This window comes from Vibrio sp. A37, from assembly GCF_059777565.1.
The window spans coordinates 337,677-361,365 of sequence record NZ_JBLNLI010000005.1; the positions used below are offsets into that span (position 1 = coordinate 337,677).

Annotated in this window: 25 protein-coding genes; 8 read left to right on the forward strand and 17 right to left on the reverse strand. The window is 44.4% G+C overall.

The window, feature by feature from the left end; translation table 11 throughout:
- Positions 1-35 precede the first annotated feature (35 nt).
- Positions 36-509: an ATP-dependent Lon protease gene (locus ACM2FC_RS11670; RefSeq protein ID WP_498481079.1), complete on the reverse strand. Its 474-nt coding sequence runs from the start codon at positions 507-509 to the stop codon at positions 36-38.
- Positions 510-631: 122 nt separating this feature from the next.
- Entirely contained in the window at positions 632-1,375 is a 744-nt protein-coding gene (bioH, locus tag ACM2FC_RS11675; protein WP_498481127.1) for a pimeloyl-ACP methyl ester esterase BioH, read from the reverse strand.
- A gap of 81 nt (positions 1,376-1,456) precedes the next feature.
- On the opposite strand from bioH, the gene ACM2FC_RS11680 reads away from it, so the two are divergent.
- The 4 genes from ACM2FC_RS11680 (at position 1,457) to cysQ (ending at position 4,428) form a co-directional block, all read left to right on the forward strand.
- Complete coding sequence (locus tag ACM2FC_RS11680; protein ID WP_498481080.1) at positions 1,457-2,191, forward strand: ComF family protein; 735 nt, start codon at positions 1,457-1,459, stop codon at positions 2,189-2,191.
- 94 nt (positions 2,192-2,285) lie between these two features.
- A complete protein-coding gene (nfuA, locus tag ACM2FC_RS11685) occupies positions 2,286-2,873 on the forward strand; it encodes a Fe-S biogenesis protein NfuA (RefSeq protein ID WP_498481081.1) in 588 nt (195 codons plus the stop codon).
- 153 nt (positions 2,874-3,026) lie between these two features.
- Positions 3,027-3,578, forward strand: a complete 552-nt coding sequence (gene nudE, locus ACM2FC_RS11690) for an ADP compounds hydrolase NudE (protein ID WP_498481082.1) — start codon at positions 3,027-3,029, stop codon at positions 3,576-3,578.
- A gap of 22 nt (positions 3,579-3,600) precedes the next feature.
- Positions 3,601-4,428, forward strand: coding sequence for a 3'(2'),5'-bisphosphate nucleotidase CysQ (cysQ, locus tag ACM2FC_RS11695; RefSeq protein ID WP_498481083.1), 828 nt, complete (start codon positions 3,601-3,603; stop codon positions 4,426-4,428).
- Between the two features lie 30 nt (positions 4,429-4,458).
- On the opposite strand, the gene ACM2FC_RS11700 is transcribed toward cysQ, so the two are convergent.
- From ACM2FC_RS11700 to gspC, 12 genes are read right to left on the reverse strand one after another with little or no spacing between them, the layout of a single operon-like run.
- Positions 4,459-5,235 carry a type II secretion system protein N gene (locus ACM2FC_RS11700; RefSeq protein ID WP_498481084.1) on the reverse strand — a complete coding sequence of 259 codons (777 nt, stop codon included), beginning with the start codon at positions 5,233-5,235 and terminating at the stop codon, positions 4,459-4,461.
- Positions 5,236-5,239: 4 nt separating this feature from the next.
- Positions 5,240-5,731 carry a type II secretion system protein M gene (locus tag ACM2FC_RS11705; protein WP_498481128.1) on the reverse strand — a complete coding sequence of 164 codons (492 nt, stop codon included), beginning with the start codon at positions 5,729-5,731 and terminating at the stop codon, positions 5,240-5,242.
- Between the two features lie 6 nt (positions 5,732-5,737).
- Positions 5,738-6,958 carry a type II secretion system protein GspL gene (gene gspL, locus ACM2FC_RS11710; protein ID WP_498481085.1) on the reverse strand — a complete coding sequence of 407 codons (1,221 nt, stop codon included), beginning with the start codon at positions 6,956-6,958 and terminating at the stop codon, positions 5,738-5,740.
- A complete protein-coding gene (gene gspK, locus ACM2FC_RS11715; RefSeq protein ID WP_498481086.1) occupies positions 6,927-7,994 on the reverse strand; it encodes a type II secretion system minor pseudopilin GspK in 1,068 nt (355 codons plus the stop codon). Before gspK ends, gspL begins: the two co-directional genes overlap by 32 nt.
- The gene (gene gspJ, locus ACM2FC_RS11720) at positions 7,984-8,646 is read right to left on the reverse strand and encodes a type II secretion system minor pseudopilin GspJ (RefSeq protein WP_498481088.1); all 663 of its coding nucleotides are present in this window, start codon (positions 8,644-8,646) and stop codon (positions 7,984-7,986) included. Before gspJ ends, gspK begins: the two co-directional genes overlap by 11 nt.
- The gene (gene gspI, locus ACM2FC_RS11725; RefSeq protein WP_498481089.1) at positions 8,624-8,989 is read right to left on the reverse strand and encodes a type II secretion system minor pseudopilin GspI; all 366 of its coding nucleotides are present in this window, start codon (positions 8,987-8,989) and stop codon (positions 8,624-8,626) included. Before gspI ends, gspJ begins: the two co-directional genes overlap by 23 nt.
- Positions 8,979-9,560: a type II secretion system minor pseudopilin GspH gene (gspH, locus tag ACM2FC_RS11730; protein ID WP_498481091.1), complete on the reverse strand. Its 582-nt coding sequence runs from the start codon at positions 9,558-9,560 to the stop codon at positions 8,979-8,981. The genes gspI and gspH overlap by 11 nt, the downstream gene beginning before the upstream one ends.
- Before the next feature lie 36 nt (positions 9,561-9,596).
- Positions 9,597-10,043, reverse strand: a complete 447-nt coding sequence (gspG, locus tag ACM2FC_RS11735) for a type II secretion system major pseudopilin GspG (RefSeq protein WP_498481092.1) — start codon at positions 10,041-10,043, stop codon at positions 9,597-9,599.
- Positions 10,044-10,088: 45 nt separating this feature from the next.
- The gene (gene gspF, locus ACM2FC_RS11740) at positions 10,089-11,312 is read right to left on the reverse strand and encodes a type II secretion system inner membrane protein GspF (protein WP_498481094.1); all 1,224 of its coding nucleotides are present in this window, start codon (positions 11,310-11,312) and stop codon (positions 10,089-10,091) included.
- Positions 11,312-12,808 (reverse strand): type II secretion system ATPase GspE, encoded by a 1,497-nt coding sequence (gene gspE / locus ACM2FC_RS11745; RefSeq protein ID WP_498481095.1) that lies wholly within the window; start codon positions 12,806-12,808, stop codon positions 11,312-11,314. Before gspE ends, gspF begins: the two co-directional genes overlap by 1 nt.
- Entirely contained in the window at positions 12,808-14,841 is a 2,034-nt protein-coding gene (gene gspD / locus ACM2FC_RS11750) for a type II secretion system secretin GspD (protein ID WP_498481096.1), read from the reverse strand. The genes gspE and gspD overlap by 1 nt, the downstream gene beginning before the upstream one ends.
- A 37-nt stretch (positions 14,842-14,878) precedes the next feature.
- Positions 14,879-15,787 (reverse strand): type II secretion system protein GspC, encoded by a 909-nt coding sequence (gene gspC / locus ACM2FC_RS11755; protein ID WP_498481097.1) that lies wholly within the window; start codon positions 15,785-15,787, stop codon positions 14,879-14,881.
- Positions 15,788-15,991: 204 nt separating this feature from the next.
- On the opposite strand from gspC, the gene hslR reads away from it, so the two are divergent.
- From hslR to ACM2FC_RS11775, 4 genes are all read left to right on the forward strand, one after another.
- Positions 15,992-16,378 carry a ribosome-associated heat shock protein Hsp15 gene (hslR, locus tag ACM2FC_RS11760; RefSeq protein ID WP_498481098.1) on the forward strand — a complete coding sequence of 129 codons (387 nt, stop codon included), beginning with the start codon at positions 15,992-15,994 and terminating at the stop codon, positions 16,376-16,378.
- Between the two features lie 15 nt (positions 16,379-16,393).
- Positions 16,394-17,269: an Hsp33 family molecular chaperone HslO gene (gene hslO, locus ACM2FC_RS11765; RefSeq protein ID WP_498481099.1), complete on the forward strand. Its 876-nt coding sequence runs from the start codon at positions 16,394-16,396 to the stop codon at positions 17,267-17,269.
- A 327-nt stretch (positions 17,270-17,596) separates the two neighbouring features.
- Positions 17,597-19,222: a phosphoenolpyruvate carboxykinase (ATP) gene (pckA, locus tag ACM2FC_RS11770; RefSeq protein ID WP_498481100.1), complete on the forward strand. Its 1,626-nt coding sequence runs from the start codon at positions 17,597-17,599 to the stop codon at positions 19,220-19,222.
- A gap of 119 nt (positions 19,223-19,341) precedes the next feature.
- On the forward strand, positions 19,342-21,264 hold the full coding sequence (locus ACM2FC_RS11775; protein WP_498481101.1) for an AsmA family protein: 1,923 nt from the start codon (positions 19,342-19,344) through the stop codon (positions 21,262-21,264).
- Positions 21,265-21,288: 24 nt separating this feature from the next.
- Here ACM2FC_RS11775 and ACM2FC_RS11780 read toward each other — a convergent pair whose 3' ends face one another.
- The 3 genes from ACM2FC_RS11780 to ACM2FC_RS11790 form a co-directional block, all read right to left on the reverse strand.
- Positions 21,289-22,212, reverse strand: coding sequence for a bifunctional GNAT family N-acetyltransferase/hotdog fold thioesterase (locus ACM2FC_RS11780; RefSeq protein WP_498481102.1), 924 nt, complete (start codon positions 22,210-22,212; stop codon positions 21,289-21,291).
- Between the two features lie 74 nt (positions 22,213-22,286).
- Entirely contained in the window at positions 22,287-22,721 is a 435-nt protein-coding gene (gene dtd / locus ACM2FC_RS11785; protein ID WP_498481103.1) for a D-aminoacyl-tRNA deacylase, read from the reverse strand.
- On the reverse strand, positions 22,693-23,643 hold the full coding sequence (locus ACM2FC_RS11790; protein ID WP_498481104.1) for a virulence factor BrkB family protein: 951 nt from the start codon (positions 23,641-23,643) through the stop codon (positions 22,693-22,695). The genes dtd and ACM2FC_RS11790 overlap by 29 nt, the downstream gene beginning before the upstream one ends.
- Positions 23,644-23,689 lie beyond the last annotated feature (46 nt).

Consider the following 23,689-nt stretch of genomic DNA (forward strand, 5'->3'; position numbering starts at 1 on the left):
GGTATTGTTTGGACGGTTTTAACATCTGGCTTGCGCTATAAAACCGCTATCACGTCAGAAGGTGTGTTAGGTAAAACAGCTTGCCCGTAGTGATACTTGATCACTGTGCGCCGACACGCCATTCGCCCTTCTGTTATCGCTGCATCAATAACGCGCTTAGGTAGCCTAAATCGCATTGTATAGCCTTTCCCTTGATGCTGACTGTATGTCTCTAGTGATAGTAAGCTGAACAGTTTATCGAGATGCTCTCGATTCTCTTCCTCTTCGGCAGCAGTCTCCTCATCTGGAGGGTTCTCCATCTCATAGCTCGGATGTTCTGAAGGATCCCATGATGGTCGATTCCGCTGCTTGTCGTCACCTTTGACTCTTCTTTCAGCATTGGTTTTGGCCAGTTCAACCGTTGGCACTATTGGTTCACGTGACTTATTGTCATGCGCAACCTGTTCCGTCTGCACATTTACTGATGGGGCGATAAGCGGCACACCAACGTTCGCTGGTGACACGATCATAACTGAAACCTCCTCAGTATCGCCCGCTACCCAATAGTGCATTTGCGCTAAATCACCACCAGGTTAACTCCTTATCGACGAAACTGAGCAAAAGTTTAGAATTGTTTACATTTCGTGCGGACTTAAACTGAAAGGCTAAACTCTATTATCTGCTCACAAAAAGCATCTAACTCTGTCATAAAGGGCGCATGGGAAGACTGCGAGAAGATAAATTGAGATGAACTTGGAAGCAGTTCCTGCAAGTCATGAGCGACTTTTATCGGCACCAAACCATCCAAACGGCCGTACAATCTAAGTATTGGTAATGCCAAGTTTTTTAGTGCCTCACGTTGGTCCACGTCAGCGAGTAAACTTAAACCATACAAAAGTGCTTCAGTATTTGGCTCAGGCCTTGTTAGCACAGATTTCTTCAACTGTTTCAAATCACTTTTAGCGGTTGGACTACCCATCGCCTGCAACGCCATAAAACGCTCAACCGTTACTTGAAAGTCTTCGAGTAACTGCTGGGTAAAATTTTGTAGAACTTTAGGTTGAATACCACGCCATGGTTTTTCAGCAGCAAATTTTGGCGAACTCGATACTGTTATAAGCTTTTCCACTCGCGCTGGATGATGAATAGCAATATGAGAAGCAATCAAACCACCGAGTGACCAGCCAACCCAGATAGCGCGTTCTGGCGCTTGCCGAAGTAGCAGCTCACAAATGGCATTGAGGCTGGAGGCTTCAACTGAGTGACTATGTCCGTAACCAGGCAAATCAACAATATGAACTTTAAATGACTCACTAAGCTTCTCGGCCGTTTGCAGCCATACAGCACCGTTCATTCCCCAGCCATGCAGCAAAACAATATCCCCACCTTGACCCATTGTCTGCCAATGTAGACTTGTCGGAAAGTTCACACTATCTACCACTAATTTCGTCCTCTAACAGCTTTAAACTATATCAATATGGCAAGACCAAAGTTTGCCGAACGCTGCGTCATGTTATATCAATGGATACGAAATTGCATTCACCACACTTTGCATGCGCAATGCGATCTATGCCGCCTGCCTATTCAGGAATTCAATCAAACGTGTTGGTGCGCTCATTGCCAAACCCTAATGAAGCCCCGAACTCAATGTGCTCGCTGCGGAGCTCCACTACCAGCCAGTAAAAACAGCTGTGGAAACTGTTTAACGTCCCCACCATTATGGAGACGATTACATAGCGTAGGCTTATATCAACCGCCACTGTCTAGGTACGTACATAAACTCAAGCATGGAAAACAGTTCTGGCATGCACAAAACCTAGCCCGCCTGCTTGCACCAAGAATTGTGGAGCATCCCGACGTCATTACCTTTGTTCCCCTGCATTGGAGAAGGAAGCTCATAAGAGGATTCAATCAAAGTGAATTGTTAGCAGATGAGTTAGGTCAACTACTTAATGTACCCGTAGCAAAACATATATTTTCTCGTACCAAATCAACGAAGCAGCAGCAAGGCTTAAACAAAAAGCAAAGACAGAAAAACGTCAACAATGCGTTTCGACTCCACACCCCACCTGTTGTAAAGCATGTCGCGATTGTCGATGACGTAGTGACTACTGGGGAAACGGTGAATCAAATGGTAAAACTACTTTTAGATCAAGGTGTAGAGATTATTGATATCTATTGCATTTGCCGAACATCAAGCGATCATGCCTAAATTCAACGGGTTTATTAAACTAAAATACTAGATCTCTGGATATACAAGAGTAGAATAGTGGCTAATAACTTACGAAATTAGTCAGGTATTAATTGTGTCCGATTCCATTACTATTACTGAAGCAGCACAAAGCCACTTTGTGAACCTACTAGAGCAACAGCCAGAAGGCACCAACATCCGAGTGTTCGTGGTAAACCCAGGAACTCAAAACGCGGAGTGTGGCGTTTCTTATTGTCCAGTTGAAGCGGTTGAGGCCTCTGACACTGAGCTGAAGTTTGCAGGTTTTTCTGCCTACATTGATGAACTCAGCCTCCCTTTCTTAGAGGATGCAGAAATCGATTATGTATCTGACAAAATGGGCTCTCAGCTGACGTTAAAAGCGCCAAATGCAAAAATGCGTAAAGTTGCTGACGATGCACCGCTCATTGAGCGAGTTGAGTATGTTATTCAAACTCAAGTGAATCCTCAGCTTGCTGGTCATGGCGGCCACGTAAATGTAGTAGAAGTGACCGATGAAGGTGTCGCTATCGTTGCATTCGGTGGTGGTTGTAATGGTTGTTCGATGGTTGATGTCACTCTGAAAGAAGGCATTGAAAAGCAATTGCTTGAGCAATTTTCTGGCGAATTAACTGCTGTTCGTGATGCGACAGAGCATGACCGTGGCGAGCACTCCTATTACTAACTCGTAACAGCCAATTTAAGCTAGAGCAACTCTGCTCTAGCTATTTATTCCCCTCAAATAGCTCTTCAAATCCATCTACTGCTTTTCAAGCGCCCCCATTTTCTCATATAGTTAAGGAATATATTAGTAGTATCATGCTCAGGGGAGTGTACAGTGAGCAAGAGAAAGCCACCTGTTATTTTAGCCAAAAATTCAGTCGCTAAATCAAAGCTATTTACTATTGAGTCACTCGATCTTCGTTTTAGCAACGGAGTAGAAAGAACCTACGAGCGCCTAAAGCCGTCGGGCCGCAGTGGCGTTATGATGGTGCCAATTACCGATAAAGGTGAGATATTACTGATCCGTGAGTACGCAGCAGGCACCGAAGATTATGAGCTGGGCTTTCCAAAAGGGCTGGTTGACCCGGGAGAGTCAGCAGAGCAAGCCGCTAATCGTGAGCTAAAAGAAGAAATCGGCTTTGGCGCCAACTCACTGACTCAATTAAAACAAGTCGTCGTTGCACCCTCATATTTTTCCAGCAAAATGACTCTTTTTCTTGCACAAGACCTATACTCAGAGACATTAGAGGGTGATGAGCCAGAGCCGCTAGAAATTGTACGCTGGCCTTTATCACAGGCTCAAGAATTGCTATCTCACCTTGATTTTTGTGAGTCTCGCTCAATCACTGCATTAATGCTTACATTAAAGCATCTGGAACTATTATAGTATTTAGGCGTTAGGAGCCCATATGCCTGCCACTTCAGATTTATCTCACCTACTGCCTTCAATCATTAAGATTGCACGCTCTGCTGGCCAGCTCATTCTTGATATTTACGAAAACAAGCAGTACCAAGCCTACACCAAAAGCGACCAGACTCCCGTCACCAGTGCCGACATCGCGGCACATAAATTGATTCTTAAGCAACTTTCTGAGCTTACCCCAGATATCCCCATTCTTTCTGAAGAAGCTGCTGATATCAGCTTAGAAGAGCGCGGACATTGGGACAGATATTGGCTTGTCGACCCGCTAGACGGAACTCAAGAATTTATCGCACGTAGCGGCGACTTTGCCACAATCATTGCTCTGATTGAAAACCATCAACCTATCATGGGTGTAGTCTATGGACCTGTCTCGGGAGTCACTTACTATGCCTACAAAAATAAAGGCGCATGGAAAATCCCAGATATGGATGACAGCATTCGCATCAATACCCTCAAGCATGAGAACAACACGTCGTCAATTTCGATAGCCATTAGTCGTAGGCAAGACATCAATCGGATTACCAATCGAATGAGCAGTGCTTATGACTATGATCTCGTTCCTCTTGGTTCTGCAGCTTTAAAAGCCTGCCTCGTGGCGGAAGGGGCCGTCGATTGCTATCTGCGCATCGGCCCTACAGGTGAGTGGGATACTGCAGCAACGCAATGCATCGTTGAAGAAGCTGGCGGTCGCATTTTAAGTACTCAGCTTGAACCCCTTTCTTACAACGAAAGAGAAAGCTTGGAAAACCCAAACTTTATTGTGCTAGGTGATGAAGGCTTACCTTGGGATGAAGTGCTAAAAATAAAGGACTAACCTGCGGGTTAGCCCTCTAACATGAAGTACTTAGATTCGGCCAGATTGGTTGAAATGAAAGCGGCCTTGATTATCCGGGCGACCCAACCATTGCAGCTGCTTGACTAAATCAGTCGGAAATTCAGCGCCCGGTTTAAACCAGCCTTTCACGCTGTATCCACTTCTATTATTTAACTGCGCTGAAAAATCACTGCTCAACTGATCATTATTTTGCTTGCCAGATAATGACCATTGGCTGTTGGCGTAGTTTAAGTCTGCTATGACAGGCCCCAACTTCAAGCTGCCTATAGGAGAGCCTAAGTAACTGTCATTCCATACCAAAGTGCCGACCTTATTTTCAGGTTGAGGTGCAGCAAAATCGATATGCCGTAGCGACAGTTCCATCTGTCCACCCAGCGTCACTGGCAAGTTTGGGTTAACAAAGCTCATTACTTTCTCTGCCGACATAGAAGCGATGAGGTTTTTCGCGTATGGTCCGCTAAGTTTATAACCAACAACACCTTTGCCTCGAAGTCCTAATTCACTTCCGCGTCCAAAACGGACATGCGCTTCAATATTGGCCCAAAAGAGTGGAAGAACATCGATGTTCCAGTCTACTTCACCGATAGACGTACGCTGCCAAGTGACATTGCTTGAGCTCCCTTTCCATATGGTGCCATTCACCCCAGATAAGCTTAACTGCGGCGGTAGCGGTAAATGCTTGACCACCAATGATGCTGGCATATGTGCGATCAGACTTACCACAAAAACGAGCACCAACACTACAATCAAAGACGCCTTACTACTGAATATCGCTTTCACACGCACTAGGCTAACCTCGTTTAAACTGCAATCGATTTATTTTCACCACACCAGGAGTATCCGTTTTGGATATATCCATAAACGCTATCACCACTCCCTGCTTCTCAGACAGATAATCAAGCCATTGAACGAGCTGCTTAAATGGTATCGGTTGAGTCCATACTTGTAGCATGTCAGCATTGGGTTGTACTCGAATAAGTTCAATATTAAACCTACGCGTTGAAGAGGAGATAATTTGGTTAAGAGTTTGGTTTGATGTCGATACACCGCTTTGCGCTCGCAGAGTCGTAATTTGATCCGCTTTCTCTCTTACCCAAGTTAACAACTCTCGGTCGCTATTGATGCGCATGTGTGCGGTTTCTGTCGCCTGAGAAAGCGGCTGTAAAATGGCGCTGTAGATAATGAATACCGCAAATACGACCGAACAGATGATGACCAGCCGCTGCTCTCTTTGTGATATGGTTGCCCACCACGCTTTGGCAGGTTCAAGTAATTTCTCCATCATACTTTAGCCTCCCTTCTTAGTGAGTAAGAATGTGCCACTAACCACAGTACCATCTCGGCCTAATTGGCCTTCTTGCACTTTAAATTGCTTTTGCAACGCAATTCTAGCTTTTTCAAAACTTTGGAAATCTTTACTGGTCGCCTCAATTCTCAGTTCACCACGAGAACTGTCATACTTGATACTTTGCAGTTCCATTCCAGGTACAGTTCCAACCGTTTCTGGTAATTTGTTTAACCATAGCAGCAGCGAGTCGTTGTTACTGGAACCAGAAAGGTGCTGAACTTCCTCTTCCATCAAGCGTTTTAAGTAACTCATGGTTGGTATACGGTGTTTGTTAGGGAAAATCTCGCGAAAGATTCTTTCACTTTCAGCACGGTATGCTGTGGCTTGGTTTTCGTATTGATTGACTTTCAATAAGTTGTAACCAGTCATAATGACAATTAAGACAACGGCAGCAATAGCCGCTTTTTGCCAAACCTTCCAATGCTTTAACAAGGCAGATTTGGCTTTAAATACCCCAGTAAGCAAATTAATTGAGCTATGAGATGCTTGAGACGCTAAAAGTGAAAGAATCGACCCTTCAGCCTTCACTGACCATTGTTGATCTTCAACCTCTACCAGATTCGGAAGTGCAGAATAAGAAGTAAGGGTTAGATACTCCTCTTGCTCTTTCACCCAATCTGAGCGCTTTAGCGCTTCAAGCCAGCTTTCTTCAACAGAAACCCCCTGAAACTCCCCTTTTTTAACTAGCCAGCGACCATCAATAGATGCTGCCGACAAATCATTTTCATCCAACGGTAGCGCAAGTACATCTGGCAATACCCGTTTGATTTCTATACCCAGAGTTTCGAATTCGGACAATACTTCACTCAGCCAAGAGCGATTAACACCACAAACATAAGCTTGCTGGCCTTTTTTCGACAATACTGAGAAATGCAACTCGTCTACATCTTGAGCAACATCGTCCTCTAGCAAATAAGGCACTAGCCCCTCAAGCTGACGAGATGCACCAGCAGGCACTTCAACCTCAGATAAAATGACGTCGGCAGCATCCAGTAACAAGACTATTTGTCTTTGCTCTGCAATCTTTTGTATTTGTGATAAATCTTCCCATGTTGCCAACTCACCCGACTCAACTGCAGCATTTTGGCTCAAGGACCAAATCACCCAATGTATGGTCGCAGTTTTTTGACTACTCAGACGAACGATCAAGCACTCGCTCACTGATTCCTCCAAAGCGACGGCGAATGACCGTCGCAGTTTTTCTATCTTTACTAAACAATAAGCTTCGAATTCTTACTCTCGAATCTCCAACGAATACTTGAGCATCCAAACCAAAATAGGAACTATCCACTGTTAGATATTTCTCAGCCGCTTCACGCACGGCATCACTCAGGCCAGTTAAAACCGAAGATGAAGACATAAAGGCCGAGACACTATCCCAACCTTTCTCCGGACGACCATCAATAATTCCTTTGGCATCAGATACACTTAAATTAGGGTAAAACAACGCAGCCAACAAGTTTGCTTGATTCGGTTCCAGCGTATTCACATTCATCTTCCATTCCGTTGTCGGCAACGCGCAGATAAATGGCTGTATCTCCAACATAATTTTGCCAGTCATTTCGTTGACTGCGCGGAGTTCACTGCTGTCTGCCATCATCCCATTTGGCGGTAAAAAAGACGGTTTCAACGACTCATAATGACTATCAGCAATACCTGTTTGTGCCCGAACAGACTCATTTGAGCTGACATATGACCATGTTGAGTTGGCAATCACTTCTGCTTTGTAGCTTTCAACGCCAACACTCTCAAGCAGGTTCTGGAAAAATTGAACCAAGTAAGGCCCAGTACCACTGGCAGTCGTATTAGGTGTCACCGCCGAAAGAGCATTTATATTAAAGCACGCCTGCTTATCGACAATTTTCCCTTCCAACGTGCCGTAATCAAGCGGAAAGTTCATCTGCTTACCGTCGTTTGCCCAAGGCTGAGACAAATTGGTCGTTTTATTACTGTCGTTTTCAGTTTCTTTGTAACTTTCTTCAATGGCTTTTTCAGCTAGAGCTTCAGCGCCAATCGCATACCAATAAGCCTGTTGGTGGTTTATTTGATTGCCTGCTCTTTTAAACTGGGTAAATAAGCGCTCTGACATTGTGGCCGCTATTCCAGCCATGATAGCCACCAGCATCAAAATAATGATGAGTGCAACGCCGCGCTGTCTAACAGAGTTCTTAAGATGTCGCTTGCGATTAGGTATCACTGCTACCTCCGCTAGAACTCGAACTATTATCGTCGCTCGCAACTAAATAAATTCGTTTGATTTTGCCATAGTCAGCCAACGTAAGGTCAACTTCGATAGCTTTCGGCAACTTGTCATCCTGATCCCACTCATCAAGCCACTCCGAGCCGTCATAAAAACGCAAGCCAAAGGATTCTACGCCTTTCAACAAAGGCATAACTTCGCCTTTATCTCCTGCTGGTGTGTCTGGATAACGCCACCACACTCTCTGCAGCACTTTATTTTTAACGCGGTAGCCAACCTTGGTTACTTCACCACGAGGAAACTGTTGCAATGGATTAAAGAATCCATAATGGGTGAACATGACTCCTTTACCATCGGAATCCAATAAGTAGTCTTGGTAATCAATATATCCAGAACTCGGGTCACTGCCGTTGGTGCGAAAATGCCTCTGAGCAATTTGGCGAAAGTCATTATTTAAAAAGACCATTGCACGTTGCAATTGTTTCAGATTCGCTGTTTCCTTCATCGAAACAGAATCACTTCTTTGCACTTGGTTTACCACCTGATAAGCGGCAACGCTCATCGTGGCAAAAATAGCAATCGCGACCAACACCTCAATCAGTGTGAAGCCTCTTTGACGACGAGAGTTAGTTACTGCTATTCGGGACATAACTTCTCACCGTAACTATTGGACTGGATGTTTTACTGGTCGCAACACTGACATCAAATGATTTAAGCCAGCTTTCTGTTGTAGCGATCGGCGTTACCTTCCAATACCACGTTCTCCCGGCCATCTCCTCCGTTCCCGAGCGCTCTGTAAGGTTTTTCGGTGCTAGCATCTGCAGCGCCATTTGATTGTCTACCACCATGGAAGCGAAGGTCTTTTCTTGTAGATAGCTCAAAGTATTGATGTGTTGCGTCACCGTACGAATGATGGCAAGGGCGGCAGTCGCAAAGATAGCAAGCGCAACTAACACCTCCAAAAGCGTCATTCCACGTTTTTTATGTCTCATCAGATTCTCCCGGCTCTTTGAGGAGAATTTGTCCATTGGCTTTGGTTAATACCGTCCAGCCATTGTCAGCGATAGATGAGTCTGATGGATAAAGAGTCAAGGAGAAAGGGGTGACTTCTCCACTAGACAAGATAAATATTTGCGGTGGTTTCTGTTTCTTTTCTTTTTCTGAATCTTCGAATTTACTATCTTCGAACAAGCTACCCGGCTTAAAAAGTCGATCGCTGTCTTTCCACACCCCGCCACCAAGCTCAAATTTGATGGATAGATTGCTAGGCAATGTGGTTTCAGACTTCATGTTTTCTAACTTTTTAACCTGCCAACCTTTTTCACCTAAGGTCATGATCGTGTAGCGAGATTTAGACTCATCAATACGAATGCCAAAGTCCTCACCGTTCAGGATCGCCTCTTCGTTAAGAAGCTGGATACGCTGATATAACAGTTGAGCTGACTTTTTGGCAAAATCTTTCTTGTTAGTTGGCAAGGTCGAAATAACAGCAACTGCGCAAATCGCGACAAGCAAAACAACAAGAAGAACTTCGATGAGAGTGAAACCACGGTTTGAATACATAGTGAATTAGGGTGACTTACGTCACCCTCTCAACTGTTATTGGAATTTTTGAATATTCCAGTTACCAATATCAGAGTTAGCACCTGTACCACCCTCTTGACCATCGGCCCCTAGAGTGAATACATCAATCGTACCGTGCTGACCTGGGTTTAGATACTGGTATGGACGTCCCCATGGGTCATTGGGTAGGCGTTTGATATAACCACCATCACGATAGTTACGAGGCATAGGATCGCCGCTTGGTTTTTTCACTAACGCTTCCAAACCTTGGTCTGTCGTCGGATACACGCCATTATCTAGCTTATACATATCTAATGCGTTCTCTAACGCAACCACATCCGTCACTGCTTTTTGTTGATCCGCTTTTTCCTTGTTACCAAGTAAGTTAGGAACAACCACACTTGCCAAAAGACCTAAAATGACAATAACAACCATCAGCTCAAGTAGAGTAAAGCCAGATTGTTTCGTTTTTCTTATTTTCATACGTTCTCCGATATATTTGCCCAACGAGTCGATTCCGGAAACGCTCTATCGACTCATCAAATTATTCATTTCTAACATTGGCATTAAGGTAGCCATTACAATAAATAGAACCATCGCCGCCATCAACGCGATAATTGCTGGGGTAAAGATCCCCAACGCTATATTCACTGTGGACTCGAAGTTGGCATCTTGGTTGTCAGCTGCACGTGTCAGCATGCTTTCTAACTCACCACTTTGTTCGCCACTTGCAATCATATGCAGCATCATGGGAGGAAAAAGTTTAGTTTGATCGAGAGACATCCTTAAGCTTGCCCCTTCACGAACACTTTCCATGGCGATACCGACTTGTTTCTTGATATAACGATTCGACATCACATCCATTGCCACACTCATACCATCCAAAATTGGAATGGCACTGGAAGTACAAATCGACAACGTTCTCGCAAAACGCGATGTATTTAAGCCTTTGGAAATCTTGCCAATCATTGGCATGGATACGACCCGTTTATCCCAAGCTAAACGGACTTTGGGCTTACTCAAAAACCATTTGATGGCATAGATAACGACCAAAATAGCGACAAAGAGCTCAAGCCCCCACTGCTGTACAAACTGGCTAGCCGCCAATAGAAATTGGGTTGACTGAGGGAGTGCTTGGCCCATCTGGATAATCGGATCAACGATTTTTGGCACCACATTGGCTAATAGAAACGCCACAATACCAACGGCAAAAACTACCAGCACCACAGGGTAAATAAGCGCTTGTTGAATCGTTGAGCGCATTTTTTGCCGACTTTCAGCATAATCAGCGAGTCGCTCTAATACCGCGTCTAAGTGACCAGATTTTTCGCCTGCGGATACCATAGAGCGAAACAATTCATCAAATATATGCGGGTAGTCCGCCATACTGTCAGCAAGTGTATAACCTTCAGTAACTTTTGAACGAACCGCCATCAGCATACTTCTAATGCGAGGCTTTTCTGATTGTTCAGACACCGCCTTTAAGCACTCTTCTAACGGCATCCCAGATTGTACTAAAGTAGAAAGCTGCCGAGTGATCAGGGCTAAATCAGGTGTACTAATGCCTCGTTTGAAGCTGACACCCGATGACTGATGACTCGTTTGAGATTTAGAGCGAGTTTCAACAACTTCAACAGGAATCAGCCCTTGCTCTTTTAAACGAGTTCGAACCTGCTTGGCGTTGTCACCCTCCATGACGCCTTTCTTGCGTTTTCCATTTGCATCTAAAGCTTTGTACTCAAATGCTGCCATTAGGATTCCTTCGTCACTCGCATCACTTCTTCAAGAGACGTGATGCCGCGCTTCACTTTTTCTAAACCATCAGAACGTATACTTGGAGTCTTCTTACGCACGGTTTGTTCAATTTCTTGTTCACCCGCTTCGCTATGAATCAACTCTTGAACTTGAGCATCGACAAGCAGTAATTCGTGAATACCTGTACGACCGCGATAGCCCTTGTTGTTGCACTTCTCACAGCCCACCGGGCGATAAAGTGTCAGTGGCTCACTCTCATCCAACTCAAACAGCTTTTTCTGCTCTTTGTCTGCTTCGAAAGGCTGCATACATTCTTGGCACAAGGTACGAACAAGACGCTGCGCCAGTACTCCAAGCAGTGAAGACGAGATCAGAAATGGTTCAATCCCCATATCGCGTAAACGAGTGATTGCACCAACGGCTGTATTGGTGTGCAAAGTAGACATCACCAAATGACCAGTCAATGAGGCTTGCACCGCGATTTGTGCCGTTTCTAAGTCACGGATTTCCCCAACCATCACCACATCAGGGTCTTGACGCAAGATAGCCCGCAAACCGCGAGCAAACGTCATGTCGACTTTTGGGTTAACCTGAGTTTGGCCAATGCCATCGATATCAAATTCAATCGGATCTTCAACTGTTAAAATGTTGCGTTCGTTGCTGTTGATCTCGGTTAGGCCCGCATACAAGGTCGTAGATTTACCAGAGCCTGTTGGACCTGTAACCAAGATAATACCGTGCGGTCGCTGGATTAGCTTTCTGAAATTATTGTGGTTGTGTGGCGTCATACCCAAGCTGTGCAAGTCCAATCGCGTAGCGTTTTTATCCAGTAGACGCATTACAACGCGCTCGCCATGAGATGACGGCATAGTGGAAACACGTACATCAACCGCACGCCCCCCAATACGCAGCGAAATACGGCCATCTTGCGGCACTCGCTTTTCAGCAATATCAAGCTTTGCCATGACCTTAACACGAGAGACCAACAAAGGTGCCAGCTTGCGACTAGGAGCCAATACGTCACGTAAAACGCCATCAATACGAAAGCGTATTGAGAGCGACTTTTCGAACGTTTCAATATGAATATCCGATGCGCCTTCTTTGATGGCCTCTCCCAACATCGCATTAATCAGCTTGATAATTGGCGCATCATCTTCGGCTTCGAGTAAGTCTTCATCTTGTGGCAGCTCTTCAGCCAGTGAAAAGAAGTCGTCGCTGTCTGCACCGATATCTTCCATGAGCTGACGCGCTTCGGAAGAGTCACGTTGATACACTTCAGTTAACTTAGTATCAAACGCTTCCGAGCTCATCTCTTCTAATGCAAACTCCATTTGCATCACCCGCTTGACTTCAACTAAAGCGGGAATAGAGACCGGAGGTACGTAATACAGAGTCGCGCTATCATCTTCTAGCTGGGCGAATACCATTTTGAAGCGATTAGCAAAACTAAATGGTAATCGCCTTTGCGAGGTACTGCTGGACACCTCATCCATTACTTCTTACTCGTTTTGTCAACTTGGTTAATAATGGCTTGCAGCTCTGGCGGATGATTTCCGTCGTCGCCAAATTTTGGCAATACTGGAATGCTAGAGTTTTTAATCAGATCCAACCCTTCATCTGCTTTATATAACTGCTCCGCACGGATGTAGTTGTATTTACGCTGAGTGATACTATCTGCCGCGACACCAGTACGGATAATAGTCGGCTTGATAAATACCATTAGGTTTTTCTTTTCCATACTGGTTGAAGTCGACCTAAATAACGCGCCAATAATTGGAATATCGCCCAAAATTGGCACTTTAGATTTACTTTCTACCGCTCGCTCATCAATAAGGCCGCCCAGCACCAACATTTGGCCGTCGTTCACCATCACGGTGGTATTCAGGGTTCGCTTGGCAAAGCGCACGTCTACTGCACCATCGGCAGGCAACACATTCGATACTTCTTGTGCGATGGTCAGCTTAACCGCATTACCTTCGTTGATTTGTGGTGTCACTTTCAGCTTAATACCGACTTCTTTACGACTCACGGTTTGGAAAGGGTTAGAGTTATTCGAACCCGCAGTAGAGCCCGTCACCACTGGCACCTCTTCACCAACAATAAAGTCCGCTTCGCTGTTGTCCAGCACCATAATGCTTGGTGACGATAGGATATTCGCATTGGAGTCAGTAGAGATAGCGCTGATTAATGCGGTCCAGTCGCCCATAATCAAACTAACTGCAGCACCATTTACGCCACTCAATGCCTTGGACAGGTTATCGTATGAGCCTGACGAAGTGACCGTATATGGCTCTTGGTTTCCGGCGCTATTAGTATAGTACTCGGTGGAAGTTTGATCTTGCGCATCCTGCAAACCTGTCATGACGCTACCAATTGGCACACCCGTATTACTGTACTGAACCACCGAACCACTTTCCAACGATCCCCACTGTACGCCCAGTTTAATACCTTGCGCTTCACTCATCTCAACAATTAGAGCCTCGATAAGAACCTGGGCACGGCGAATATCAAGCTGCTTGATGATGCTTTTTAGAGAATTCATGATATCGGGCGGCGCAGTGATAACCAGTGCATTGACCGATTTCGATGCTTCAATGGAAACGTCTGCCGCTGCTGACTTTCCGGTACCTTTGGCTGCTTTTTCCGCTTCCAGTGTTTTCGCTACACCTTGCAGCACTTTCACTACATCTTCGGCTTTTGCGTATTTTAGGTAAACAACTTGGCTTTTACCTTTGGAGATCATGTTCACATCAAGCTGTTCAATCAGCCTAACCAATCTCGCTCTTACTTCAGGGCTGCCCGAGATTAAAATGGAGTTGGTTCTGTCGTCAGCCACCAATTTTGGCTGCATGTTGGTCGGTACACTTTGCGCGTTATTTGATTTAATTAAGGCATCAATCGTACGGACAAGATCGGAGGCGTTAGCATTTTTCAGCTCAACCACTTGAATGTTTTTATCGCCAATTTTGTCAACGCGGCGAATAATTTCCACCAGCTTATTGACCGTATCGGCGCGGCCAGTAATCAAGATGATATTGGAAGGCTCATAATGAACCACATTACCGGCTCCAGCATTATCGATTAGCTGGCGCAAAATGGGAGACAGTTCTCGAACAGAAACATTGTGTACGGTGACGACACGAGTAATCACTTCATCGCTAAATTTAGCTTTATCGTTACCGACTAAAACCGGAACAGAAGCCGTTTTGGCATCTTTAGCTTTGATCACCTTTACCACGCCATCCGGCAATGTCACGGCAGCGAAGCCATATGTCTCTAAGACATTAAGAAATAGGCTGTAGTACTGCTTCTCATTCAGTGGGTCATAACTTCTGACGTCAATCTTGCCACGAACAGAAGGATCTATAATGATGGTTTTACCGAGATTACGTCCAACGCTATCTATAAATTCTTGAATATCTGTACCTTTGAAGTTAACACTGAACTCATTAGCAAATGCCATCGTCGGCACTGCGAGTAAGCTTAGTATTAGCAACCATGTACCCTTGTTAAGCCAATGCTTCACTTTTCACTCCTCTACCTGCGTGAAACCCGCACAGGCCCTACATATTAATGTTGACGTCACGTTGCTGCCCATCTCGTTCTATAGTTAGGTTTAGCTTATGATCTTTGAGTACCCCTTGGAAAACCTTCTCCAAACTCGCTGGATTTGTGAGCTCATGTCCATTTATCTTGGTGGCGATGTCGCCACTTTTGAGTCCCAAAGAAGTAAAGAGTTCCGGACTTGCTCCTGGAGAAATGCGATACCCGACAGATTTGCCATTTCGACTCACTGGGGAAAATCTAACATATTGAAGAATCGTTCTTGGTTGTTCTGCTATTTTTGCTAGAAGCGCCTGCCTTTTGATCTCAGGCATATTGCTGTCATTAATCGGGAAAATAGGCTTGATCGCTGTATCAGAAAGCTTTGAATATTTCATACCTTTGAGCATTAAGGTCTCATCACGACCATTATTATCGATAATGACACGATCGATGAGTACTGCTTTTAATTTCGCCCGAGTACCTTTAATGACATCGTTAATTCCATAAGTGGCTTGCTGGCCTTGATTGGCAATAACCGCTACGCCTCGATTCGGCACGGAGCTAGCGACTGTTCCTACTAACGTAAGATTGAGTGTGGTCTTTGGAGCATTTTGCACAACTTGTGTGACAACAGGTGTGTCTTTTTTGACATATACACCAAACAAGTGGCTTTGTTCTAATTTGGATAAGTCTAGAGATTGGTGAGTATTCGATGACTGGTTGACCGATGGCGGTGTCCAGCGAGCGACCTGAGACGAACCATCCACTGCCATCCAAACTCCGTCGCCTAATGTCCAAGCAGAAACGATAAGAAGCCAAACCGTTAAAATAACGCTTAGCTTTTGCTGCAAGTCGAAACTGTTTTCATTGAAAAAATTCAACCAAAAATCTGGTTTTGACAACGTACTAAAGTCAATGCCTTTCACTAATATCCCTTAAATTCACCTTACTAAGTAGTGGCTACATGGCATCCTATTTACCGTAGGAGCGCCCAAATATAGCATAGCGCAACGCTTATGCATCATATATGTATGAATATTTATATGCCATCTTGAAAATTAGGTAATGGAGCACCATTGTTACCATTAGTTGTTGATAAAATTCACTAGTAATAAAGTAAGTTTACGCATATGAGTACTCATTCGGAGGCAGTTCGGCTTGACAAGTGGTTGTGGGCCGCACGGTTCTACAAAACGCGATCTATAGCGCGAACTATGGTCGATGGTGGCAAAGTCCATTACAATGGCCAACGCAGTAAGCCTAGTAAAATAGTTGAACTAGGCGCTGTTATCAGTCTAAGACAGGGATATGACGAAAAAGTTGTCGTGATCGAAAAAATTTCCGATCAACGTCGCGGTGCACCAGAGGCTCAAACCTTGTATACGGAAACGAATGAGAGCATTCAAAAGCGCGAAGACAATGCGTTGAAACGTAAACTCAACGCGCATAGCCCAAGCCCCGAAAAACGTCCCGACAAAAAACAACGTCGCGACATTATCAAATTTAAACATCAATAAGCTGGAGTTTTCCCAATGGCAAACAACGTGTTAAATCGCTACCTATTCGACGATCTATCGGTACGCGGAGAACTGGTACAGTTAGATAGCGTGTACCAACAAATGTTGTCGAGTAAAGAGTACCCAGCTCCAATTCAAAAATTGCTTGGTGAACTTTTAGTCGCAACCACATTATTAACCGCGACCATCAAATTTGAAGGTTCAATCACGCTTCAACTTCAAGGTGACGGCCCGGTTTCTCTAGCCGTTATTAATGGCAACAATGAGCAGCAAGTCCGTGGCATTGCGCGTTGGGAAGGTGATATTGCTGCCGATGCCGACCTACACACTCTGTTAGGCAAAGGCCACTTAGTCATTACTATCGAACCTAAGCAAGGTGAACGCTATCAAGGTATCGTAGGGTTGGAGGGTGATAATCTCGCTCAAATCATCGAAGACTACTTTGAGCGCTCTGAACAGCTTAAGACTCGCTTATGGATTCGTGTTGGCGAAATGGAAGGTGCTCATCACGCGGCGGGTATGCTTTTACAGGTAATGCCAGATGGCACTGGTTCTGAGAATGATTTTGAACATTTAGAACAGTTGACTGAAACTGTCAAAGATTCAGAGCTATTTTCACTCGAAGCGCACGAATTACTTTATCGTTTATACAATCAAGAAACAGTGCAGCTTTTCGCTCCACAAAATGTCGAATTTAAATGCGGCTGCTCTAGAGAACGAAGTGCCTCGGCAATCCTAACCCTAGATAAAAACGAAGTTGAAGATATTTTGTCAACGGAAGGGGCGATTTCGCTACATTGTGATTACTGTGGTTCAAGCTATAAATTTGAACCGTCAGATGTCGCAGAGCTCTATTCCAACGCATCAAACGGTGGCAACACACTGCATTAATTCTCTTCAATAATAAAACCTGTAATTAAGTCATCAAAAGGTCAGTACATTACTGGCCTTTTTGTGATCAAAACCGTTCTTTATACCCACCATTCGGTAAGAAAGTAACTTGTTAATTTATTTTTATAAATAAGTTACTTTGCCCTAGCGCCAACTAATAACTAAGGGATACACTAGTAATTCCAATGCATAACGAACACTGGCGAAATCATGAGTAATTTATGAACTAACTCCCTGTTTTCCACCAGCCTCGTTGGTAGCATAGTGAACAAAATATTATAAAAACCTTACAAGAACCCTACAAAATATCCATATAAAGGAGCACCTATGACCGTTATGGAACATACGCAGGCTGCAACCATTGATTTAACAAAACACGGAATAGTCGGCGTGACTGAGGTACTTCGCAACCCTAGCTATGAAACGCTATTTGCTGAAGAAACTCGATCTGACTTAGAAGGTTACGAAAAAGGAATTGTAACCGAGTTAGGTGCCGTTGCTGTCGATACTGGTATTTTTACCGGCCGTTCCCCAAAAGATAAATATATCGTCAAAGACGATACGACTCGTGATACCTTGTGGTGGTCTGATCAAGGTAAAAACGACAACAAGCCCATTACTACTGAAACTTGGAATGAACTAAAGTCATTAGTTACAAACCAACTTGCTGGTAAACGTTTATTTGTAATCGACGGGTATTGCGGGGCAAACCCTGATTCTCGTCTTAGTGTGCGTATAATCACCGAGGTCGCTTGGCAAGCACACTTCGTCAAAAACATGTTTATTCGCCCAACCGAACAAGAGCTTGAGACATTTGAGCCAGATTTCGTGGTTATGAATGGTGCAAGGGCAACAAACCCGAATTGGCAAGCTCAAGGCTTAAACTCAGAAAACTTTATTGCTTTCAACCTCACTGAGCGCACGCAAATTATTGGCGGGACTTGGTACGGCGGTGAAATGAAAAAAGGTATGTTCTCGGTCATGAACTACCTTTTACCGTTACAAGGCATCGCGTCGATGCACTGTTCCGCCAATGTTGGCGAAAAAGGTGATGTGGCTATCTTCTTCGGTCTGTCAGGCACAGGAAAAACAACTCTCTCTACCGATCCTAAGCGCGAGCTAATCGGTGACGATGAGCATGGGTGGGACGATGATGGTATATTCAATTTTGAAGGTGGCTGCTACGCCAAAACCATTCGCCTGTCGAAAGAAGCCGAACCCGATATTTTCAATGCTATTCGTCGAGATGCACTATTAGAAAATGTCACCGTGGAACCTAATGGCAAAATCGATTTCGATGACGGTTCGAAAACCGAAAATACACGCGTATCTTACCCGCTTTACCACATCGAGAACATTGTTAAGCCAGTCTCTAAAGCTGGACATGCTAAGAAAGTTATTTTCTTAACAGCTGATGCGTTTGGCGTTTTACCTCCGGTTTCAAAACTGACACCTGAACAAACCAAGTATCACTTCTTGTCTGGGTTCACGGCGAAGCTTGCTGGCACTGAACGCGGCATTACCGAGCCGACTCCGACTTTCTCAGCAGCATTTGGCGCAGCATTTTTATCGCTTCATCCAACTCAATACGCAGAGGTGCTGGTGAAAAGAATGGAAGCAGCTGGCGCTGAGGCTTATCTGGTGAACACGGGGTGGAACGGCACTGGTAAACGTATCTCTATTAAAGATACTCGTGGCATCATTGACGCGATCCTGGATGGCTCTATTGATCACGCACCAACCAAGCAAATTCCAATCTTTAAGTTGCAGGTGCCAACTGAGCTGCATGATGTTGATCCAAACATTTTAGACCCACGTGATACCTACCCAGAACAGAAGCAATGGACTGAAAAAGCGGAGAACTTAGCTTCTCGCTTTATCAATAACTTTGCTCAGTATACGGACAATGACGAAGGTAAATCTCTGGTTGCAGCAGGCCCGCAACTCGACTAAAACCCTAGATATTTGATTACTAAGGATCCAAGCCCCTAAAAATAGGGGCTTTTTATTGCCACATGAGTCAATTTGTTTCAAGCTATAGCCATTAGAAAATAACTTTGGCGTCAGGTTGAATGAGAAAGCTCGGTAAAATCGTTATTGCATTGGTTTGTTTATTCCTCCTCACCACAGCAATGTTGTACGGCTTATTATTTACTAAATTCGCTACGCCTGTTGTAAATACGCTCATTCACTTCACATTGAGCAAAGACGTCACAGCTAAACATGTGATTTATGACTCACCTTGGCGTTTTGAGTTTGAAGGAGTAACCATCTCTCTCGATCGCGGCAAAGCTTACATTCCCAAAGTCACGATATGGTTAAACCCAGATATTTTACACCAAGGAAAAATTGCTCTAGACAGCGTCCTAGTTGATGGCTTGAGCCTACAAGGAGCATTACCTAACTTCTCATTCAACAAGCATTTTTTCCTATACCAAATTGCCTTCCACAATTTAGATTTTTCCGCCAACGAATTTGTTGCCCGAAACCTAGACTTGCAGATCGATAAGCCAGTATGGACAAAAACCAACACTATACTACCGTATGGCCGCATCCAGCTTTCAGCTGATCAGATTTATTATCAAGGACAAGCGCTCGACAAAGTTTTAATTAACGCCAATTATAAACCTAAAGATAGCACGGTTTACGGCGCCTCTTTTACTTGGCAAGGTGCCTCAGTATCCGGGCAGGCTGAGCAGTATCCCGCTGGCTGGTCGCTGGTCAATTTAACTATCAGTAAACTGAATTTGACTCAATCAGAAGAATCTAAACAACTGCAAACGGTATTTCGCCAATTAACCTCTCATATTAACCACATAAATAGCTTAGACTTGCTCAATAGCACTGTGCAGATCGGCAATTTTACATTCAACAATATCGATGCTTCAGTGGAAGATATTCAAACTCAACAGTCTCTATGGCAGCAGCAGAAAGGATACGTTTCCTTTAACGCAGATAGTATCAATTACAAAGGTTTGCAATTTGTTCAGCCCAGCGCACAACTCTATCTCGCTCCAAACGAAATACAATTGGCTGAATTTGATACCGACTTTGAGCAAGGCCGAATCAAAGCAAGCGCCGACTTCACTCCAACATCGGCAAAATTCTCACTATTGCATGCCAGTGGAATCAAATGGTCAACGGATGCAACGACCGATTTATCGTGGCTAAAAACGACCCTTCCACCATTAAATCAGCTCATTATCCAGCAGATGGATGTAGAAAACTGTCAGTTTATCCAGCTTACTGAGCGGCCATTTTGGCAGCTGTCTGGCTTAAGCTTTGAAGGCACTAACATAGAATTGGTAAAAGATAGACGCTTAGGCCTATGGAATGGTCAGTTCCAAGCGAGCGCTAGCAGTGCCAGCTATGGTGATATGATCGCCTCACAAGCCATTTTAGAGACACACTCTAGCCAAGGGAAATGGTCTTTGGACAGGCTATTTCTTCCGCTAAGAAATGGCTACATTGATGGGAAAGGAATGTGGGACCTGAATGGTAAAGGCGAGCCTTGGTCACTGACGTTAAACGCCGATGGAGTCCCGTTACCGCAAAATGAAGACTGGGCAAATTTACCATTTGAGCTTGATGGCACGCTAGAGCTAAAAGCCGACTTACATGGCTTAGCCAAAAGTAGAGAGCTATTCAATTATTCACTTTCCGGCAGTGTTAACGGAAACTTACGCCACGCGACGCTTTCACAGCACCACCAAAGCGATGGACAAACAAGAAGCCTAGTGTTGCCTCTCGAGGTAGATAACGTGCAGGCGACCTCTGATAGAGGCCGAATCACCATTACTAGCAATGAGATAACTGGGCCGGATATTAGTGGACAATTGGGCGCAGCAATAGATCTGACCACACCGAGTAACGACCAAGCTAAGCTGACCATAAAGCAAAAATGTGAACAAAATGAGCTCAACCTTATTACAGGTGAAATAACGACTCAGTCAACCTGTAAAAAAGCTGACAGCAAAAAGAAATCTAAGGCTTAAAAGTCTCTAGAAATACATCTACTCTCATTCTTGTTCAGCGGGGTCAATTTGGCTGTTAGGCAATATCATGTAAGTACCGACAAAATCTACCGCAGGAGTGTCTCCACTGAAGATAGTTACATGAATCACTACCCTTGCTTTTCGGCCTGAAGCTAACCTGTCTAAATCTCCACTAATTCCATCTAGAGAAGTGGACGCAACAGGCAGATGCTCGACAGGCAAGCGGTATCGAATCCGACTGTCTGCTAGAACGATGTCTCCCGAAAGGTTACGCTCTTTCATTAATAGCCAAGTCATCCCCCAACCTGTAAGCGTAGCTAAGGTAAAAGCAGAACCTGCAAACATAGTGTTATGTGGGTTAAGGTTTGGATTTAGCTGGGCTGAGCACTCAAATTGATAACCGTTATATTGGTTAATTTTAATGCCCATTTTGTCACTAATTGGGATCTGTTTTTCCCAGCGTTGTTGCAACTCACTGCACCACTCTGGCTTTCTTAATACATCTGCCATTGGATCGAGGTGTTTCACCATCTGTTGGTGACGAACAGGTCCACGCTGGTCATTTAATTCCCCGCGAGTTTCAAACCCGTTCTTTTGATAAAACGGAATCGCGTCTTCTCGAGCATTACAAACCAGCCTCTTGGCTCCTTCTTGCCGAGCTAAAGACTCTAGCGCAACCAGAACCAGCGATCCCATTCCTTTACCTTGACGACCACTTTTTACCGCCATAAAGCGGATTTGTCCTTCATGATCTGGGGTAATGTATAAACGCCCAATCGCGATGGGTTTGCCGCGGCCATCGACTATCATGCGATGGTGGCTAACCATATCGTATTCGTCTCGCTCCGAGCCTAGAGGCATTTGCCATGGCTCGCGAAGCATTTGCCAGCGAAAGTGATAATACTTATTTAGCTGATTGTCTGTTGTTGGCGTAATCAGTTTAAACATTCATTTTTCTCAACATTTTATAATCTACTTGCCGTCGGCAATTGTGAATCGCACACTAGTTTAGGCTGAATTAGTTAGACTTGTAACCAAAAGGTCACTGGCCCATCGTTAACCAGCGAGACTTTCATATCGGCAGCAAAGCGACCTCGTTCGGTACCAATGACCGTTTCACAATGGTCACAAAAAGATAGGTAAAGCTCTTCAGCTTTCTCTGGACTGGCCCCTCGAGAAAACCCTGCTCTCGTTCCTTTCTTTGTATCAGCAGGTAGTGTGAACTGAGACACCACTAGAAGTTTTCCATCGACTTGCTTAACGTTTAAATTCATTTTCCCATCAGAATCTTCAAATACACGATAAGTAGATACGCGTTCCATCAACCTTTTCGCTTTTGCATCGTCATCATCTTTTTCTACCCCAAGCAGCACAAGTAGACCTTTGTCTATTTCGCCGACCACGTCATCACCGACCCTAACGGCTGCTTCACTTACTCTTTGTATCAGGGCTATCACTTGCTTTTCCTTCGATGCTATTTGCTGATTGTGACACAAAGTCTATCACGTTGGGTTTTAAGCTCCAGTTCTCATGCTCACCTAGAGCGGCCGTGATTTCGGCTCCGATTAAAACAATGAACCAGCTTAAATATACCCAAATAAACAAAATTGGAATAGCTGCCAAAGCGCCATATATCAATTGATAGGAAGGAAAGTGAGTAATGTATAAAGTAAACAGCTTTTTGCTCAATTCAAACAATACTGCAGCAGAAAAAGCGCCTGCCATAGCATGAGAAAGACGTACTTTAGTGTTTGGTACTAAAATATATAGCCCAGCAAACGTAAAAAATGACAACAGAAATGGTAGCCATTTCAGTACTAAATTATACATTCCTGTAATGGTGTCGTAATCTAAGATTTTCAGTGACACGACATAAGACGATATCGCGATGCTCGTTCCCGCCAAAATCGGTCCAAGAGTGAGAACCATCCAATACATCGAAAAAGAGTAAACCGCGCGACGCTTATTTTTTACACGCCAAATATAATTTAAATTCTTATCAATATTCGCAATCAAAGCGATAGCTGCGACGAAAAGCACGCCACTACCTACTGCGGTCATTTTGCCCGTGTTGGCAATGAACTCGGTTAGGGCTTGCCGAACGGCTTCACCAGCGGTCGGTACAAAGTTGGTAATGATGAAATCTTGAATAGTATCGCCGACATTTGAAAAAGACGATACTGAAGAAAGCACAGACAAAAGAACGGTAAGCATAGGCACGATGGAGAGCAAAGAAATGTAAGCGAGATATCCAGCGCTTACATTCACTCTATCATGCTTAATCCTATTGAATAGATAACGAGCAAAACCTTTTGCTTCAATAAGAAAGTTATCGACTTTCAACTGGCTATCCCTAGGGCCTATCGACCTCACTAACATGCAGAACTCTGTTTAGTGTAACAAATGGTCGACAGATATTACCCTT

Bases quoted from the DNA above. Each gene is read 5' to 3' on its own strand.
- ACM2FC_RS11670 (WP_498481079.1), bottom strand. From the start codon at position 509: ATGATCGTGTCACCAGCGAACGTTGGTGTGCCGCTTATCGCCCCATCA.
- bioH (WP_498481127.1), bottom strand. From the start codon at position 1,375: ATGGGTCAAGGTGGGGATATTGTTTTGCTGCATGGCTGGGGAATGAAC.
- ACM2FC_RS11680 (WP_498481080.1), top strand. From the start codon at position 1,457: ATGGCAAGACCAAAGTTTGCCGAACGCTGCGTCATGTTATATCAATGG.
- cysQ (WP_498481083.1), top strand. From the start codon at position 3,601: ATGCCTGCCACTTCAGATTTATCTCACCTACTGCCTTCAATCATTAAG.
- ACM2FC_RS11705 (WP_498481128.1), bottom strand. From the start codon at position 5,731: ATGGAGAAATTACTTGAACCTGCCAAAGCGTGGTGGGCAACCATATCA.
- gspJ (WP_498481088.1), bottom strand. From the start codon at position 8,646: ATGTCCCGAATAGCAGTAACTAACTCTCGTCGTCAAAGAGGCTTCACA.
- gspI (WP_498481089.1), bottom strand. From the start codon at position 8,989: ATGAGACATAAAAAACGTGGAATGACGCTTTTGGAGGTGTTAGTTGCG.
- gspH (WP_498481091.1), bottom strand. From the start codon at position 9,560: ATGTATTCAAACCGTGGTTTCACTCTCATCGAAGTTCTTCTTGTTGTT.
- gspG (WP_498481092.1), bottom strand. From the start codon at position 10,043: ATGAAAATAAGAAAAACGAAACAATCTGGCTTTACTCTACTTGAGCTG.
- gspF (WP_498481094.1), bottom strand. From the start codon at position 11,312: ATGGCAGCATTTGAGTACAAAGCTTTAGATGCAAATGGAAAACGCAAG.
- gspE (WP_498481095.1), bottom strand. From the start codon at position 12,808: ATGGATGAGGTGTCCAGCAGTACCTCGCAAAGGCGATTACCATTTAGT.
- hslR (WP_498481098.1), top strand. From the start codon at position 15,992: ATGAGTACTCATTCGGAGGCAGTTCGGCTTGACAAGTGGTTGTGGGCC.
- hslO (WP_498481099.1), top strand. From the start codon at position 16,394: ATGGCAAACAACGTGTTAAATCGCTACCTATTCGACGATCTATCGGTA.
- pckA (WP_498481100.1), top strand. From the start codon at position 17,597: ATGACCGTTATGGAACATACGCAGGCTGCAACCATTGATTTAACAAAA.
- ACM2FC_RS11775 (WP_498481101.1), top strand. From the start codon at position 19,342: ATGAGAAAGCTCGGTAAAATCGTTATTGCATTGGTTTGTTTATTCCTC.
- ACM2FC_RS11780 (WP_498481102.1), bottom strand. From the start codon at position 22,212: ATGTTTAAACTGATTACGCCAACAACAGACAATCAGCTAAATAAGTAT.
- ACM2FC_RS11790 (WP_498481104.1), bottom strand. From the start codon at position 23,643: ATGTTAGTGAGGTCGATAGGCCCTAGGGATAGCCAGTTGAAAGTCGAT.